General features: G+C 54.0%; 13 protein-coding genes. 1 reads left to right on the top strand and 12 read right to left on the bottom strand.

The window, feature by feature from the left end; genetic code table 11:
- Positions 1-182: 182 nt before the first annotated feature.
- The 11 genes from BMZ14_RS01680 to BMZ14_RS01630 all read right to left on the bottom strand — a co-directional run bounded on the left by BMZ14_RS01680 (position 183) and on the right by BMZ14_RS01630 (position 9,979).
- Positions 183-833 (bottom strand): YbhB/YbcL family Raf kinase inhibitor-like protein, encoded by a 651-nt coding sequence (locus BMZ14_RS01680; protein WP_371265523.1) that lies wholly within the window; start codon positions 831-833, stop codon positions 183-185.
- A gap of 27 nt (positions 834-860) precedes the next feature.
- A complete protein-coding gene (locus BMZ14_RS01675; RefSeq protein ID WP_074793928.1) occupies positions 861-1,373 on the bottom strand; it encodes an Hsp20/alpha crystallin family protein in 513 nt (170 codons plus the stop codon).
- Positions 1,374-1,404: 31 nt separating this feature from the next.
- Positions 1,405-1,854 (bottom strand): CBS domain-containing protein, encoded by a 450-nt coding sequence (locus BMZ14_RS01670; RefSeq protein WP_074795446.1) that lies wholly within the window; start codon positions 1,852-1,854, stop codon positions 1,405-1,407.
- Between the two features lie 128 nt (positions 1,855-1,982).
- A complete protein-coding gene (locus BMZ14_RS01665) occupies positions 1,983-2,483 on the bottom strand; it encodes a BCAM0308 family protein (RefSeq protein WP_074793926.1) in 501 nt (166 codons plus the stop codon).
- Positions 2,484-2,868: 385 nt separating this feature from the next.
- On the bottom strand, positions 2,869-3,318 hold the full coding sequence (locus tag BMZ14_RS01660; RefSeq protein WP_074793924.1) for an Hsp20/alpha crystallin family protein: 450 nt from the start codon (positions 3,316-3,318) through the stop codon (positions 2,869-2,871).
- A gap of 144 nt (positions 3,319-3,462) precedes the next feature.
- Positions 3,463-3,720 carry a hypothetical protein gene (locus BMZ14_RS01655; protein ID WP_074793922.1) on the bottom strand — a complete coding sequence of 86 codons (258 nt, stop codon included), beginning with the start codon at positions 3,718-3,720 and terminating at the stop codon, positions 3,463-3,465.
- 196 nt (positions 3,721-3,916) lie between these two features.
- Positions 3,917-4,699 carry a Kazal-type serine protease inhibitor family protein gene (locus tag BMZ14_RS01650; protein WP_074793920.1) on the bottom strand — a complete coding sequence of 261 codons (783 nt, stop codon included), beginning with the start codon at positions 4,697-4,699 and terminating at the stop codon, positions 3,917-3,919.
- Between the two features lie 130 nt (positions 4,700-4,829).
- On the bottom strand, positions 4,830-6,770 hold the full coding sequence (locus BMZ14_RS01645; protein ID WP_074793918.1) for a PEP-CTERM sorting domain-containing protein: 1,941 nt from the start codon (positions 6,768-6,770) through the stop codon (positions 4,830-4,832).
- A gap of 333 nt (positions 6,771-7,103) precedes the next feature.
- Positions 7,104-8,477, bottom strand: a complete 1,374-nt coding sequence (locus BMZ14_RS01640; protein ID WP_074793915.1) for an erythromycin esterase family protein — start codon at positions 8,475-8,477, stop codon at positions 7,104-7,106.
- 95 nt (positions 8,478-8,572) lie between these two features.
- Positions 8,573-9,250 (bottom strand): phosphoribosyltransferase, encoded by a 678-nt coding sequence (locus BMZ14_RS01635; RefSeq protein WP_218144953.1) that lies wholly within the window; start codon positions 9,248-9,250, stop codon positions 8,573-8,575.
- A gap of 18 nt (positions 9,251-9,268) precedes the next feature.
- Positions 9,269-9,979, bottom strand: a complete 711-nt coding sequence (locus tag BMZ14_RS01630) for a dienelactone hydrolase family protein (protein WP_371265521.1) — start codon at positions 9,977-9,979, stop codon at positions 9,269-9,271.
- A 194-nt stretch (positions 9,980-10,173) separates the two neighbouring features.
- Here BMZ14_RS01630 and BMZ14_RS01625 point away from each other — a divergent pair, with 194 nt between their 5' ends.
- On the top strand, positions 10,174-11,739 hold the full coding sequence (locus tag BMZ14_RS01625) for a LodA/GoxA family CTQ-dependent oxidase (protein ID WP_074793913.1): 1,566 nt from the start codon (positions 10,174-10,176) through the stop codon (positions 11,737-11,739).
- Positions 11,740-11,766: 27 nt separating this feature from the next.
- On the opposite strand, the gene BMZ14_RS01620 is transcribed toward BMZ14_RS01625, so the two are convergent.
- Positions 11,767-13,125 carry a sigma 54-interacting transcriptional regulator gene (locus BMZ14_RS01620; RefSeq protein WP_074793911.1) on the bottom strand — a complete coding sequence of 453 codons (1,359 nt, stop codon included), beginning with the start codon at positions 13,123-13,125 and terminating at the stop codon, positions 11,767-11,769.
- Position 13,126 lies beyond the last annotated feature (1 nt).

The following is a 13,126-nucleotide window of genomic DNA, read 5'->3' as shown; positions in this document are numbered from 1 at the left end:
TGGCCCCGCCATTAATCAAATGTTGGCTGTTCAACTACCCAGGCTGCCGAAGGGGAAGAGATCGAAACTCTACCGCTCAAGCCGGAAGAAGCGTAATGGTCAGATTTGAAGTCAATAAAGGGTCGAGAGAAAGAAAAGACCGGCCACCTCTGCCTGGCCCCATCCTCATTGCGCTGGCAAGCTTAATGCTTCTTGTACAGCCCGATCAGCTCCGAATATCCAATCACATGGCCGTTCATCGCTTCCTCCAGCTTTGCCTTGGTGGGCTGCTTCAAATCCGGCAACACCGTATCCAGTGCGTAGAGCTTATGGAAATAGCGGTGACTTCCTATCGGCGGGCAAGGCCCACCGTAGCCGGTGCGCTCCCAGTCATTGAGTCCCTCCCTTGTTCCCGACGGCAGCTCTGCGGCGGGAATTGCTTCGGCGAGACCGGTGGCAATGGGCGGAATGTTGTACAGCACCCAGTGCACCCAGGTTCGCTCCGGCGCAGCAGGATCAGGGGCATCCGGGTCATCCATGATCAAGACCAGGCTTTTTGCGCCCTCCGGCACCTCTGTCCATAAAAGCTCCGGTGAAGTGTCGTGCCCCTGACAGGTATGACGAGTGGGGATCAGGCCCTGATGCGCAAAAGATGAGGATGTGATTGTCATCGACATGATGGACTTCTCCTTTTTTTCCTTCTGACTCAAGGGAGCGGCTTCAGACGCTCCCGCAGTAACCGCCGTAATGACCGCAATAGCTGATACAGCCTCCGCGGTAAACAGGCAGATAACGCAAAGGCCCAGCAGGGTGGAAATTCGAGCGCGTGCAATGAAATGCGGACTTGTATGCATCGACCGGCTCATCGGTCAGTTCATCTGCTAGGATAAGGGTATGAGCCGTCCCTTCTCGCCGCCCAGTTTGGGCAGACGAACAGTCAGAACGCCATTCTTGTAGTTCGCTTCCGCATGATCCGCATCCACGTTGTGCGGCAACGGAATTGCCCGCTGGAATATCCCGTATGCGCGCTCCATGACATGGTAGGTGCTATTGTTCGTGACGCGCTCGAAGCGTTTTTCGCCTTTCAAATAAAGCATATTGCCATCGACAGTAATCTCGCAGTCTTTTTTTTCTATGCCCGGGACCTCTATACGTACCACAATCTCCTTATCCGTTTCTTCCATTTCCCCCGCCAGCAGGCTCCAGTTCCTGGAAGGGGGAAACGTGCTGACTGCCCCTTGCTCCTTATCCACGTCGTCCTTGCGATGCACGAAGTGAGTAAGCGCGTCGCTGCTATCGTGGACCAGTTCGCGCCAGCCCTCGGCAATATGGTCCCAGGTCCGGCTGAGGCCACGCCCAATATTTCTCCGGGCCTGCTTCAATGAATCCATCATGATCATGCTCCCTCTATCATTATTGAAAAAATCACCTGCGCAGCCTCGTTTCTTTTTGCCGCTGATAATTCACCAGCTTCGCAACTGCCAGCAATTCTTCAGATAACAGTTCCAACAGGTCATCAAGTGACAAAATGCCGACCAACTCGCTTTTTTCATTCACGATGGGCAGCCGTCTTACCGTCTTGCTGCGCATATATTGAATTGCCTCGAAGACACCCACGCTTTCTTTCACTGTAGCCAGTTCCTGCTCCATGATGTCCCCTACCGTGATCACCCCCGGATCAAGTTCGGTGGCCATGATCTCTACTACCAGATCCCGATCGGTGACGATCCCCACCGGGATCCGGGCGCCATCGCGCTCTTCGACCACAACGACATCGCCTACGTGGTGCTGGCGCATGAGTTGTGCCGCTTCCAGAACAGTATTGTCACGTTTAACAATAACAGTATCGCGGTTACAAATTTCGCCAATAGGCATCATCCCCTCCATTTCCGTTTATTTACGTGTTAGACCGAAGGCGTTTGACACGAAGCCGCGCTGGCCGGTGCTTTTTTATGCACGCACATTTTGCATTCAGCAGCGCCGAGCGATCTGATAACAGGATGCTAACGAGTCCAGTGTACGCGCAGCAGATACTCGCCGGGGTTATAGTGAAATTCCAGATCGCCCTGATATGCATCATTTATAGCTTCGCCAATTCCTCTTGCCAAATGGATATCTGTCGTCGTCACCAGCGTCCCCCCGTCTTTTTCTTCGATAGCCATGATGCGATTAAACGGGTGTTCGGATCGTTCGCGTTTTTCCACGTTGTGCACAACGTGCATGATCTCCTCGTGGTGAGCGGCAAAGAATTCCCCATTCAAGGTAACGAAGCCGGCAGGAAAATCATCATTGATACGCTGGCAAGCGGCACACGTCTCCTGGTGGGCTCCGGCAGGAGGCTCGCCCCATTGCCAGCGCCCTTCATGAAATAAAGCACCGCATTGCGGACATACTGTGGGCTCAGGCAGCTTATGCCTTGCCCGATATGGATCATGTATACGCTCCTTGAAGAGCTTGTCGTGGCGGGAAATCTGGCGAAAACCGACGAAAGGGGGATGCGTCATGGTAGAGCCCTGTTGTTAGTGACATCTGTTTTTTCATCGAGGATATTATGGCAAGAGGCGGTTGATTACGTGCAAATGCCACCCCCTGCCCCCGCTCCGGTAGTTCCCTTACCATCTTGCGGAAAGAGTACGATCACCTTCGGTGTTATCCGCCAGAAGTAGTCCATTGGGAAATTTCATATTGGTCGTTTTATGCGTCGATCAATTTCATTTGATCGACTCTCCGCTGAGCGAGCTATAACTTAATGTCATATTCACGTAAATATTGGCTGAAGAGATCTAGATGGCCGCCTCCTGAAAGGTATCCAACCTCAGACTATGCTGACCGTTCCTTTCGATAGAATGCCAGCATAGCCACCCACGCGTTCGACCGCGGAATGCGGCGCTATTTAACCTCAATCCGTTTGGCGGTCTTGCCCTCTTTCTTTGGCAACGTTAGTTCCAGTGTTCCATTTTCATACTTGGCCTCGGCTCTGGTCTCATCCACCTCGCTTCCCAAGGTGAAGCTCCTGTAGCTCGATCCTTGATGGCATTCACGGCAAATGACTCTTTCGCCTTCTTTTTCTTCTTTTTCCTGTTTGGTCTCGCAACTGATGGAAACCCGATTGCCCTCCACCTGGACCTTGACATCTTCTTTCTTCACCCCCGGTATTTCTGCCCGCACAGTATAGGCTGTGTCGTTTTCGCTCAAATCAATCTTGATCGTAGGTGCAGTCTCCCCTTCCATGGAAAACGGACGCATTCCAAAACCCCTGAACAGGTCATCTATATTAGCGAATGGGTCGAAGCGAGTCATATCGCCATAAAGAGGTGAACGCCGAGCAATATTTGCCATGATGTCTTCTCCTTTGAAATAATAAAAAAAACGTTATCGTTACCACTACCCTACCTCTCGTTCAATCGCATAAGGCAACAAAGCAGGCAGAATCCGTGTGTGTGGCTAAAATGGGCTGCTAAAAAGGGCGGCTAAAAACTACAGCTAAAAGTTGCCTCCCGTATCCATTTCCGTATCGGCCTCCAGCCAGTCCTGCGTCCCGTCATAACAATAATCTTCAAGTTGATAATAAGCGCTGGTAGAAACCGTATGATGGGCTTCTTCCTGACTCGTTGATGATTCGTCATATACTTCCGCTGTCATTCGCTCGTCGGGCGCTGGTTTTTCGAATAGCCCGATAGCATCATTCTCATCATTTTTCGTGACCCCGATGCAGGTATTATTTGATGGCGTACTTGTCAAGATATGGCCTTTAAAAATGGAGTGAATCAGTCTGTGCAGTGGTTATAGCCAAATACCACACGGTCTTGTCGGTCGCGTCTTGCATGATGCGCCGCCAAATTTTTAACACCTCGTCATTAAGGTTTCTGTGCGCTGCCTAACATTACCGATAGCCGGGAATGCGCTGCGAAGGAATCTCAGCACATCCCGGTTGCGGCTACTTTGCCTCGCAAATCCCCGGGCAATCTGCTCCACCGCGCTTGGGATCGCAATCGTCTTTCGGGTTATCCACGCAGGTCTTGCCTTCGGGGCAGGGAATTCCGGCAATTCCGCCGCATGCCTGGACTTCGGATTTCTTGCATTCCCCTTCATGCTCGATTGACACTCCCGCCGCAGCTGCGGTGCAGGCATTCCCGTAAGTCTTGCCGTCGCAGCCACAAACAGGACGGAACTCTCTCGTGCAAATATCGGGCTTGGTTTTGCACTGGCCTTGCGCGTCCGGGATCTTGCATTTTCCGACACCAAAATCGCAATACTGTTTTGCGTCAGGGCAGGCCGTTCCCGCAATTCCTCCACAGACTGCCCCCGCCCCCGACCCACCGGAATCAATGGGCTTGCACTGGTCGGTGAGCTCCACATTCAGGAAGGTCCCGGGCTTCGGGTTAATGGCACGCAACTGCTTGACGAAGGCGTTGAATTCCTTCGGCGTTGAGATAAAACCTGCTTCTGCACATGCGCTCAACCCCCCCTCGATCGGAACGGGTCCGCCTTTTCTGGGGCTATAAACTGCGAAAGTATCAACGGTATCGGCAATGATCGCTTTCCCGACCAGTTTGCGGACCGACTTCAACGCGGCGCCATCCAGCGCTCCTCCCGAACTGCCCAGAGAGATATTCACGGCACGGTTGGTGGTATCTCCGCCACTCCCTGCATTCTGGGCAAAGGCGGGCGCGCTAAGCAGGGCTGCTCCGATTAGCAAGATATAAGGCAATTTCTTCATTTTTTCCTCCCATCGACAGTAAATTAAATTACATCCACTCGCCCTTTGTAAGCTACCGGCCTGGAACGAGCGGGCCGATGGCACGATTTTCTTCTTTTGGATCCGGGCAACCAGGAACCCGGATCAAGTACTAAACAGCTTCATCGCACCCCCGAATGCCATTCCGCTGGCGGCGAGCCACCACGCCCATCAGGCCGAGGCCGGCAAGCAGCATCAGGTATTGCTCGGGCTCGGGTATCACTGCCACCGTGACATCGTGATCGTGGTACTGAACTTTGAAAAGATCCGGGTTGAACCCGTTCACGCTGAAGGATGAGAACCTCGTATCGGCGCGTTCATCGAAAGTCGCTACCACGAAGCTATCCCCGGCCACGGGCGTGTAGCCGAGATTCCATATTGCAATCTCGCCGCCTAGTGTTACATCATCGGTAACTGTCAGCTGATCAAAGCTGCTCAGACTGGCTAGTTCGAAGTTGATTACACCGCCTGAAGCCTGATTCAGATCACCGTCGATAGTAAGGTGACCGACGGAGTCGCCAGGGTTGATCTCGCCGGTATTGATCAGGTCGTTGTTGGCTTCGGTTTGAATCGTTCCGTTGCCTTGAAGGATTCCGTCATTCGCAAAATTCCCATTATTGCCGTGGAATATCGCTCCTGTAGCAACGTTGATCACGCCTTGATTATTGAACGCTCGGGTGACTTCCAGCGTACCCTGCTGTACATTGACCGAGCCTGAATTCTCGAATACGCCGCTGATTACCGTCTTGTCCGAGCCGTCGGCCGCACCAACCGATTTGGTCAGCGTCCCCTGGTTAACCAGAGTACCATTGAGAAAATCCGCATCGGTCTGAATATTCAGGTTGCCGTTGGCGCTATTGGTGAAGCGTCCGCTGTTCTGGTTGTCCAGGTTGCCAGCACCAGTCCAGGTAGCGGTACCATTGTTGACAATGCCACTTGAGACCGGACCGTTAAAGTAACCCAAGGTTTTCTCGGCCGCTCCGCTGATGGTGAGCCCGCCATTGGCAATCACATCGCCGCCATCACCACCAATCTGCCCACCCGTGAAAGTGGTTAGCCCGCTTACCGCCAAATCACCAGCGCCGCGGAGAGCGCCTCCAGATACACTGAGCGTGTCCGTATTTGCCGTCTGGCTTGGCTCAGTAAAGCTGAGCCTGCCGCCAGCAACAATCTCGGTGCGAGTGGCATCATAAGTGGCGCCGCTATTGACAAATGTTCCACCAGAAGTGTCAATCATGCGAACGTTGCCTGTAACGCTTGCGCCCGCGTTTAGCTGCTGCGCGCGATTAAAACCCGCCGCAAACTCGATCCAACTATCCGGGCTACTGGTAAAGCTGCCTGTATGCGTCCCGCTTCCAATGATGGAAAGTGTGCCCTGCTGTACATTGACCGAGCCTGAATTCTCGAATACGCCGCTGATTACCGTCTTGTCCGAGCCGTCGGCCGCGCCAACCGATTTGGTCAGCGTCCCCTGGTTAACCAGAGTACCATTGAGAAAATCCGCATCGGTCTGAATATTCAGGTTGCCGTTGGCGCTATTGGTGAAGCGTCCGCTGTTCTGGTTGTCCAGGTTGCCAGCACCAGTCCAGGTAGCGGTACCATTGTTGACAATGCCACTTGAGACCGGACCGTTAAAGTAACCCAAGGTTTTCTCGGCCGCTCCGCTGATGGTGAGCCCGCCATTGGCAATCACATCGCCGCCATCACCACCAATCTGCCCACCCGTGAAAGTGGTTAGCCCGCTTACCGCCAAATCACCAGCGCCGCGGAGGCTTCCGCCAAAGAAATCTAGACCGGCAATCCCCGAATTAAAAGAAAGTGTCGAATTGCCGCTGTTGATGATTCCCTTATCCCCATTACCCGGCACACCGCTAGGTGACCAGTTGGTATTGAGTTCCCAGTCACCATTACCGCCAAACCACGTACGGTCCACAGCAAAAGCGGGTTGAATGAAGCCGGAGGCGGCCAGTGCTGCTGCGATTGGCAATACCCGGAAATAACCTTGGGCTGGCTTGATATTTTTAGCTAGATAAATTTTCTTCGTATTTTTCATCTCTATCTCCTTAATTATTATGAGGCCTTGGCTATTCATGAATTCTTCTCGCGGCAGCGTAAGGCGACATTATTAAAAATAGATTAGATTTTTTAAAAAGCAAGGCTATTGATCGCCACGGCTTAAAAGGCACAACAGGGGGGCAATAAGCGCCTGGAGTTGCGTTATCGCGGGTGAGAATTCTTTCCTTTCACGATGCGTAATGCTGTCGGTTAAATTGGGCTTGGCCTGTCAGGTAGACGGGACGCGATGAAGATGTGCTTGAATCTGAGGATTGAAAGCGCGGCGTATGCGGGGCCATATGCGAGAAGAGGATTAACCGTATTCAAACGTCTACAAGCCCGACGGATAGGTCTCATCCATTTCGCCCGGCCTCTTGTGACTGATTGCGGGCAGTGGCTGCACAGCTTCTGTTTTATCGATATGAATCATGAAATCGAATTGCCGTGGCAGGGTTGCATAGAAGTAATGGCTGATGCGCTCGGTTTCCGGCCGGTAGATCACGCCAATTGCGCGCTGCAGCCTTCTTTCTCCCAGCATGTCGACAGCTTCGCCTACACCGCGAAGGTAAAAAAAGAAACGCTTCTTCTCGAGTTGCGAGAAAATTTCTTCATAGCTGCCGGGCAATGGGTCGCGCACGGTTTTCGTTTCCGCCGGTCCATCCCAGTCGGTTGCCGCCGTCACCTTGCCGCGGCTGGTAGAAAATCCGATGCGAAGCGCTTTATCCGCATATTTCTCGGTGACCAATTGACCAATATTGATTTCGCCCCGCTGCCCCATCTCGGTTGCGGCCGCGTTACCAAGATGAGAATTGTGCGCCCAGACGATAATCCGGGCTTCCCTTCCCAATCTGGACCCCAGATGGCCTGAGAGTTTTTCGAGCGTCTCGAACATATGCCGGTCTCTGAGGTTCCATGTGTTGGGCCGGCCTCTAAACATGGCGCGGTAATATTCCTCGGCATTCTTTACCAGTTCGGCGTTTTGTTGCGCCGAAAAATATTCGTTCCCGGCAAAGACGCCGTCCTTTTCCATGTAGAGCCGTGCCTTGCGTTGCAATTGCATGAGCTGGGTGATGACCTCCTGCTCGCATGAATCCCACCTGCCGGAAGCGATGGCATAGCCATAAGCCTGGGGATTACTGATGAACTGGCCAAAGCAGCCGTAGCGTGCACGCGCAACCGCAGCTTCCTGCGGGTCGATCTTGTCCAGATAGGCGAGCACCGCCTCCATCGAGGTTGTCATACTGTACAGGTCAAGGCCGTAGAACCCTACGGATTCCTGCTGACCCTTGTATCGGCCGGTCTCCTCATTGTAATTGCGCAGCCATGCAACAAAGGCCAGCACCTCTGTATTACGCCACATCCATGTGGGAAATCGCTCGAAGTCGGATAAGGCGGCGTCGGCTTCCGTGTCATCCGAACGGCCGGATACGAAGCGGTTAACCCTGTAAGCATCGGGCCAGTCGGCCTCGACCGCAACCGCATCGAAGCCTTCTTCCACGATGAGGTGCTGGCTCACTTCGGCACGTATCCGGTAGAACTCGGCAGTACCATGGCTGGCTTCACCTATCAGCACGAACTGTTTTCCTTTTACCTGCTCGCGTATGGCATGGATTAACACGTCATGGCCCGTGCCGGCTTGCTTCAGAGGCTGGGCCGCGCCTTCCAGTGTATTAATCAGATGGTGGTGGTAATCGATGCGAGGCATATCAAACTTTCCTCACTTTCGGACAGGTGAAAATCGGCTTCGGTAAATCTATGGAAACTTTCCATTTTCATTTCATCGCTTGTGGCGAATTATTTCTACGGGTACACCGTTCTTCCCGGATTTGTAGCGGTACGGGCAAGGAGCGTCAGCACTTCCTCGTCCGATGTCTGTAAAAAATCGCTATACCATTGTCCTACACCATAGAATGGCTCCGGCGTGAACAGGCATACGAACTCATCCACCTCCTTCTCGACCTTGATGCAGGTGGAGGCAGCTCCAACCGGCACTGCTGCGACAATCCTTGCGGCGCCGGCGTGCCGGAGGGAAGCAATGGCGGCGCGCATAGTCGCACCCGTTGCCAGACCGTCATCGATAAGAATAACGGTTTTCTGCTTGACATGCGGTGGCGGTCTACCTTGACGGTAATGCCTGTTGCGCCTCTCCAGTTCCGCCTGTTCCCTGACTACCGCAGCATCAATAGCAGCCTGGTCGATATTCAGAAGATTGATGATTTCCTGGTTGAGAATACGGGTGTCCTGTCCAGCCATTGCGCCCATCGCTAATTCTTCCTGCCCTGGCACGCCAAGCTTGCGGACAAGCCATAGATCCATCGGTGCGGCCAGGGCTTTCGCGACTTCATGCGCGACCGGCACGCCGCCCCGGGGAAGCGCCAGAACGAGGACATCGCTTCTACCGCCGTATTTTGCCAGTGCTTCCGCAAGCATCTTTCCGGCTTCTGTCCTGTCTGCAAAATAATGAATACTGCTTCCCACCTGATAATCCCCTCCGGGTTAATCCGAATGGCCCTGAAACCATTCAGCCGCCAGAAGCGCTGCTGCCTCCAGGGTGCCGGGCTCTTCGAATAAATGGGTCGCATTCGGTACGATCTCCAGCCTGCATTCCGCAGTAAGACGCGCAAGCGCCGATTTGTTGAGTTCAAGAACCTGCGGGTCGTTCTCCCCCACCACAAGAAGCACAGGCGCCAGGACTTCCGGCAAATAATCTCCGGCCAGATCCGGTCGTCCCCCACGCGAAACCACGGCCATGATGTTTTCCGGGCGCCGTGCCGCTGCAATCAATGCCGCGCCCGCGCCTGTGCTCGCCCCAAACCAGCCTATTTTTAAATGTCTTGTTTGCGGTTCATCTTGCAACCATGCGGCAATATTGATCAGCCTGTCCGCCAGCATGGGAATATCGAAGCGCAGATGCCGTGTCCGCGTATCGACGATTTCCTCCTCCTCGGTCAAGAGATCGGCGAGCAAGGTTGCGAATTTATACCCGTTCAGCGTTTCCGCCACGTAACGATTTCGGGTGCTATGCCGGCTGCTGCCGCTGCCATGAGCAAAAGCAACGACGGCTTTCGCCTCCGCCGGTATCGTCAGGTCTCCACTCAACATTACATCTCCTGCCGGAATTCGAACGGCGGTCTTCTCAAGGCTACGGTTATACGAGGAGTCGGTCATGATTTCCCTCGCGGATTCTTCTGCATCGGGTGCCTCCATGGATGTATCCCGCAGTTTCGAGCTGTGTTCGGGCAGGTGCTATGAAGAAACAGTAAAATACGGCTTCGCGGTTATTTTTATAGCCTGGAGGTATTATTTCCGTGCGTTGCCGTACATAGTTGGCCGGAGATTTTCACCTATGATTTGACATTGCCGATACCGGTAAAGCCAATGAATCAGGGGGGATAGTACCAATGAAAACCGTATACCGAATTTACCCTGCAATAGGCGTTGCGCGAATAGGAAACAGCGAGATGGAGTATTTCCTGGGACCGGAATCCCCGGGAGTTCATCCAGAAGGCCCATACCGCGACGCTTCGGCGCCTGGAAAAATAAAACCTCAAGCAGTTCGATTCCGCGTATATAAGTTCATCCGCGATGATTTCGGTAAAGAGGCGCTGGACAGCGAAGTTATCCCGGACGAGAAGACAAAAATCGCGTGGAGCGTCCACCTCGTCAATAGAAAAGCGGCTGGGGGAAGTTTTCCTCCGGGAGGTCCATCTTCCTCCCCTAGAAACGCGGAGTACGATAGAGCTGGATTAATCGTGGATGCCTCACTACGATCAATATCTGGAAAGAACCAGGCGGCTGTGCCTCTGAGTGGCGAAATCAACTTCATAAAGGACGGCGATCTGGAAGGCAGCGCAAAGGTTGCGCTCGGGCGGCTCCTCACAGATGACGAAGGGCGGCTGATCGTTGTTGGCGGTCCGGGTAAATCGGCCTCTCCCATAGGCAGCGGCCTCAATAATTTTGCGAACAATGATGGCTGGTACGATGGTGTAGCCGATGGCCCCGTAACTGCTGTGGTAGAGGTTGAAGGCGAGGCACCCAACAACGCGGAAGGGGGCGCATGGGTTGTCGTTGCGCCGCCGTCATATGCTCCTGGCATTGAAAACGTAACGACCTGGTATGATCAGGCCGTAAATGTCGCGACCAGGAATTTCTCACCGGTCCATATAAAGGATGTGCCGTCCTTTACGCGGGATATCTTCCCGATCCTGAAGCGGGTGGTCATGATCCACTGGGTGGTCGAGCAAAGAAACCGGCATCACGGTGGCGCAGGAAATTTTTTGAATCCCGAACGGCTGAGCAAATTGGCGGACAAGACGGAGAGCGGAAATTCAGCGCGTGAAACGGTTCTGGCCTGGTTGACGAAGCCCAATACCCGTGTCGATCCCAACACGCCTCCCCGCTCGGCTCCGCCCAGCATGCCAAAAGTCAATAGCGGCCTGGATCCGGATAATCCGGAGCGCGGCGAGTACACCGCGCTGACGGAGTACCAGTACACCATGATGGAAAAATGGGCACGGGGTGATTTCCATGCCGACTGGACGGGTGAACCCGCACCCGTTCCCTTCAATGAACTACCGCTGAACCAGCAGCCCGATGCCCTGACGCGGGCGGCATTGGAAGGCTGTATCGGTGCGCCCTTCTTTCCCGGTATCGAAGTAACATATGTGATCGCGCAGGCCGCAACCTACGAATCGCCCTTCCGGATAAAGCACACCTTGCCGCCGGGCTTTCTGACCGAGCGCATGGCGTTGCCCTGGCAGGCCGACTTCCTGGCCTGTGGCGAACTCTGGTGGCCGGCGCAGCGTCCTGTCGACGTCGTCACAGCCGCGGGAGAGATTCAGCCGTTCTCGCGCGGCATCGAAGACTACGGCGATATGGTCCGGTGGTGGACCGAACTGGGCTTTATCGTAAAAAAAGGCGACAGATTCGTTGAGGACGAGCGGAACCCCATAGCTGGCGAGCCCTGACCGTCGGGGATAAAAGTCAGGCCACTGTCAGGTTACGGGTTGCTTGAAAACGGACGGGTCTAGCTGGTATCTCTGGAGCAGCTTGTAGAACTCCGTGCGGTTGCGTTTGGCCAGGCGCGCCGCCTGCGTGACGTTGCCGCCAGTAATCTTCAGCACGCGTACCAGATATTCTCTTTCGAAACTTTTTCGGGCGTCTTCGAAAGAAACGAGTTGCTCCTCTTCCCGGTGCATGGCGTCATATACCAGCACGGGCGAAATGAGAGGAGCCGTACTCAGGGCAACACATCGCTCGACAACGTTCATGAGTTGCCTCACATTACCCGGCCACGATGCGCTCACCAGCATTTCCATGGCTTCGGGAGAGAATCCGTTGATGTTTTTATTGTACTTTCCGGAAAACATGTTTAGGAAATAGTTCGTTAGCAGGGGTATATCTTCCCGCCGCTGCGATAGAACCGGGATGGTCAACGCCACCACATCCAATCTGTAGTAAAGGTCTTCGCGAAAGGTCCCGGCAGCGATTTCGGCTTTGAGATCACGGTGAGTTGCGGAAATGATGCGAACATCGACGGGAATCGATTGCGTGGATCCAACGGGACGCACGTGCCGTTCCTGTAGAACACGCAATAGCTTGACCTGAAGCAAAAGTGGCATATCGCCGATTTCGTCGAGAAACAGCGTGCCGCCTTCGGCCAGCTGGAATAACCCCTTATGGTCCCGGACAGCGCCGGTAAACGCGCCCTTGACGTGCCCGAACAGCTCGGATTCCAGCAATTGTTCAGGAATTGCGGCGCAATTGATAGCCACAAACGGATGGTGATGGCGCTTGGAAGCATCATGTATGGCATGCGCGAATAATTCTTTGCCCACGCCGCTTTCGCCATAAATCAGCACGCTTGCGTCTCCCTCCGCGACGAGTTCCGCCTTCGTGAGAAGATCCTCCATGACTGCGCTTTGCGTGATAATGTTTTTTCGCCAGGATGCCTGCGATGTCTCCTGCGATACGACTCCAGGGACAAACCTGAGAGCCTGGTTGATGTTCGCCAGCAGGGTCTTGCTGTCGAAAGGTTTGGCGAGGTAGCCGAAGACGCCTCTCTGAACAGCGGTAACCGCATCGGGAATCGTGCCGTGCGCCGTTAGAATGATCACCGGCAACGTGGGTAACGCGCGATGGATGTGCTCGAACAACGCCATGCCGTCCATCCCGCTCATTTGCATATCGCTGATGACCAGTTGCGGGCGGGACACATCCAGGTAATTCAGCGCTGCCTCCGCACTTTGTACGGCTTCTACCCTGTAACCAGCAGCAGTCAGCCTGATAACAAGTAACTCGAGCAGATCTGTATCGTCATCGACGATGAGGATTTTTGGCTTTGAATCAGACATA

Source organism: Nitrosospira briensis, from assembly GCF_900115125.1.
Lineage (GTDB): Bacteria > Pseudomonadota > Gammaproteobacteria > Burkholderiales > Nitrosomonadaceae > Nitrosospira > Nitrosospira briensis_A.
This window is presented reverse-complemented; position numbering and strand designations above follow the sequence as displayed.

Coding starts and splice junctions, on each gene's coding strand:
- BMZ14_RS01680 (WP_371265523.1), bottom strand. CDS start 833: ATGCATACAAGTCCGCATTTCATTGCACGCGCTCGAATTTCCACCCTG.
- BMZ14_RS01675 (WP_074793928.1), bottom strand. CDS start 1,373: ATGATGGATTCATTGAAGCAGGCCCGGAGAAATATTGGGCGTGGCCTC.
- BMZ14_RS01670 (WP_074795446.1), bottom strand. CDS start 1,854: ATGCCTATTGGCGAAATTTGTAACCGCGATACTGTTATTGTTAAACGT.
- BMZ14_RS01665 (WP_074793926.1), bottom strand. CDS start 2,483: ATGACGCATCCCCCTTTCGTCGGTTTTCGCCAGATTTCCCGCCACGAC.
- BMZ14_RS01660 (WP_074793924.1), bottom strand. CDS start 3,318: ATGGCAAATATTGCTCGGCGTTCACCTCTTTATGGCGATATGACTCGC.
- BMZ14_RS01650 (WP_074793920.1), bottom strand. CDS start 4,699: ATGAAGAAATTGCCTTATATCTTGCTAATCGGAGCAGCCCTGCTTAGC.
- BMZ14_RS01645 (WP_074793918.1), bottom strand. CDS start 6,770: ATGAAAAATACGAAGAAAATTTATCTAGCTAAAAATATCAAGCCAGCC.
- BMZ14_RS01640 (WP_074793915.1), bottom strand. CDS start 8,477: ATGCCTCGCATCGATTACCACCACCATCTGATTAATACACTGGAAGGC.
- BMZ14_RS01630 (WP_371265521.1), bottom strand. CDS start 9,979: ATGGAGGCACCCGATGCAGAAGAATCCGCGAGGGAAATCATGACCGAC.
- BMZ14_RS01625 (WP_074793913.1), top strand. CDS start 10,174: ATGAAAACCGTATACCGAATTTACCCTGCAATAGGCGTTGCGCGAATA.
- BMZ14_RS01620 (WP_074793911.1), bottom strand. CDS start 13,125: ATGTCTGATTCAAAGCCAAAAATCCTCATCGTCGATGACGATACAGAT.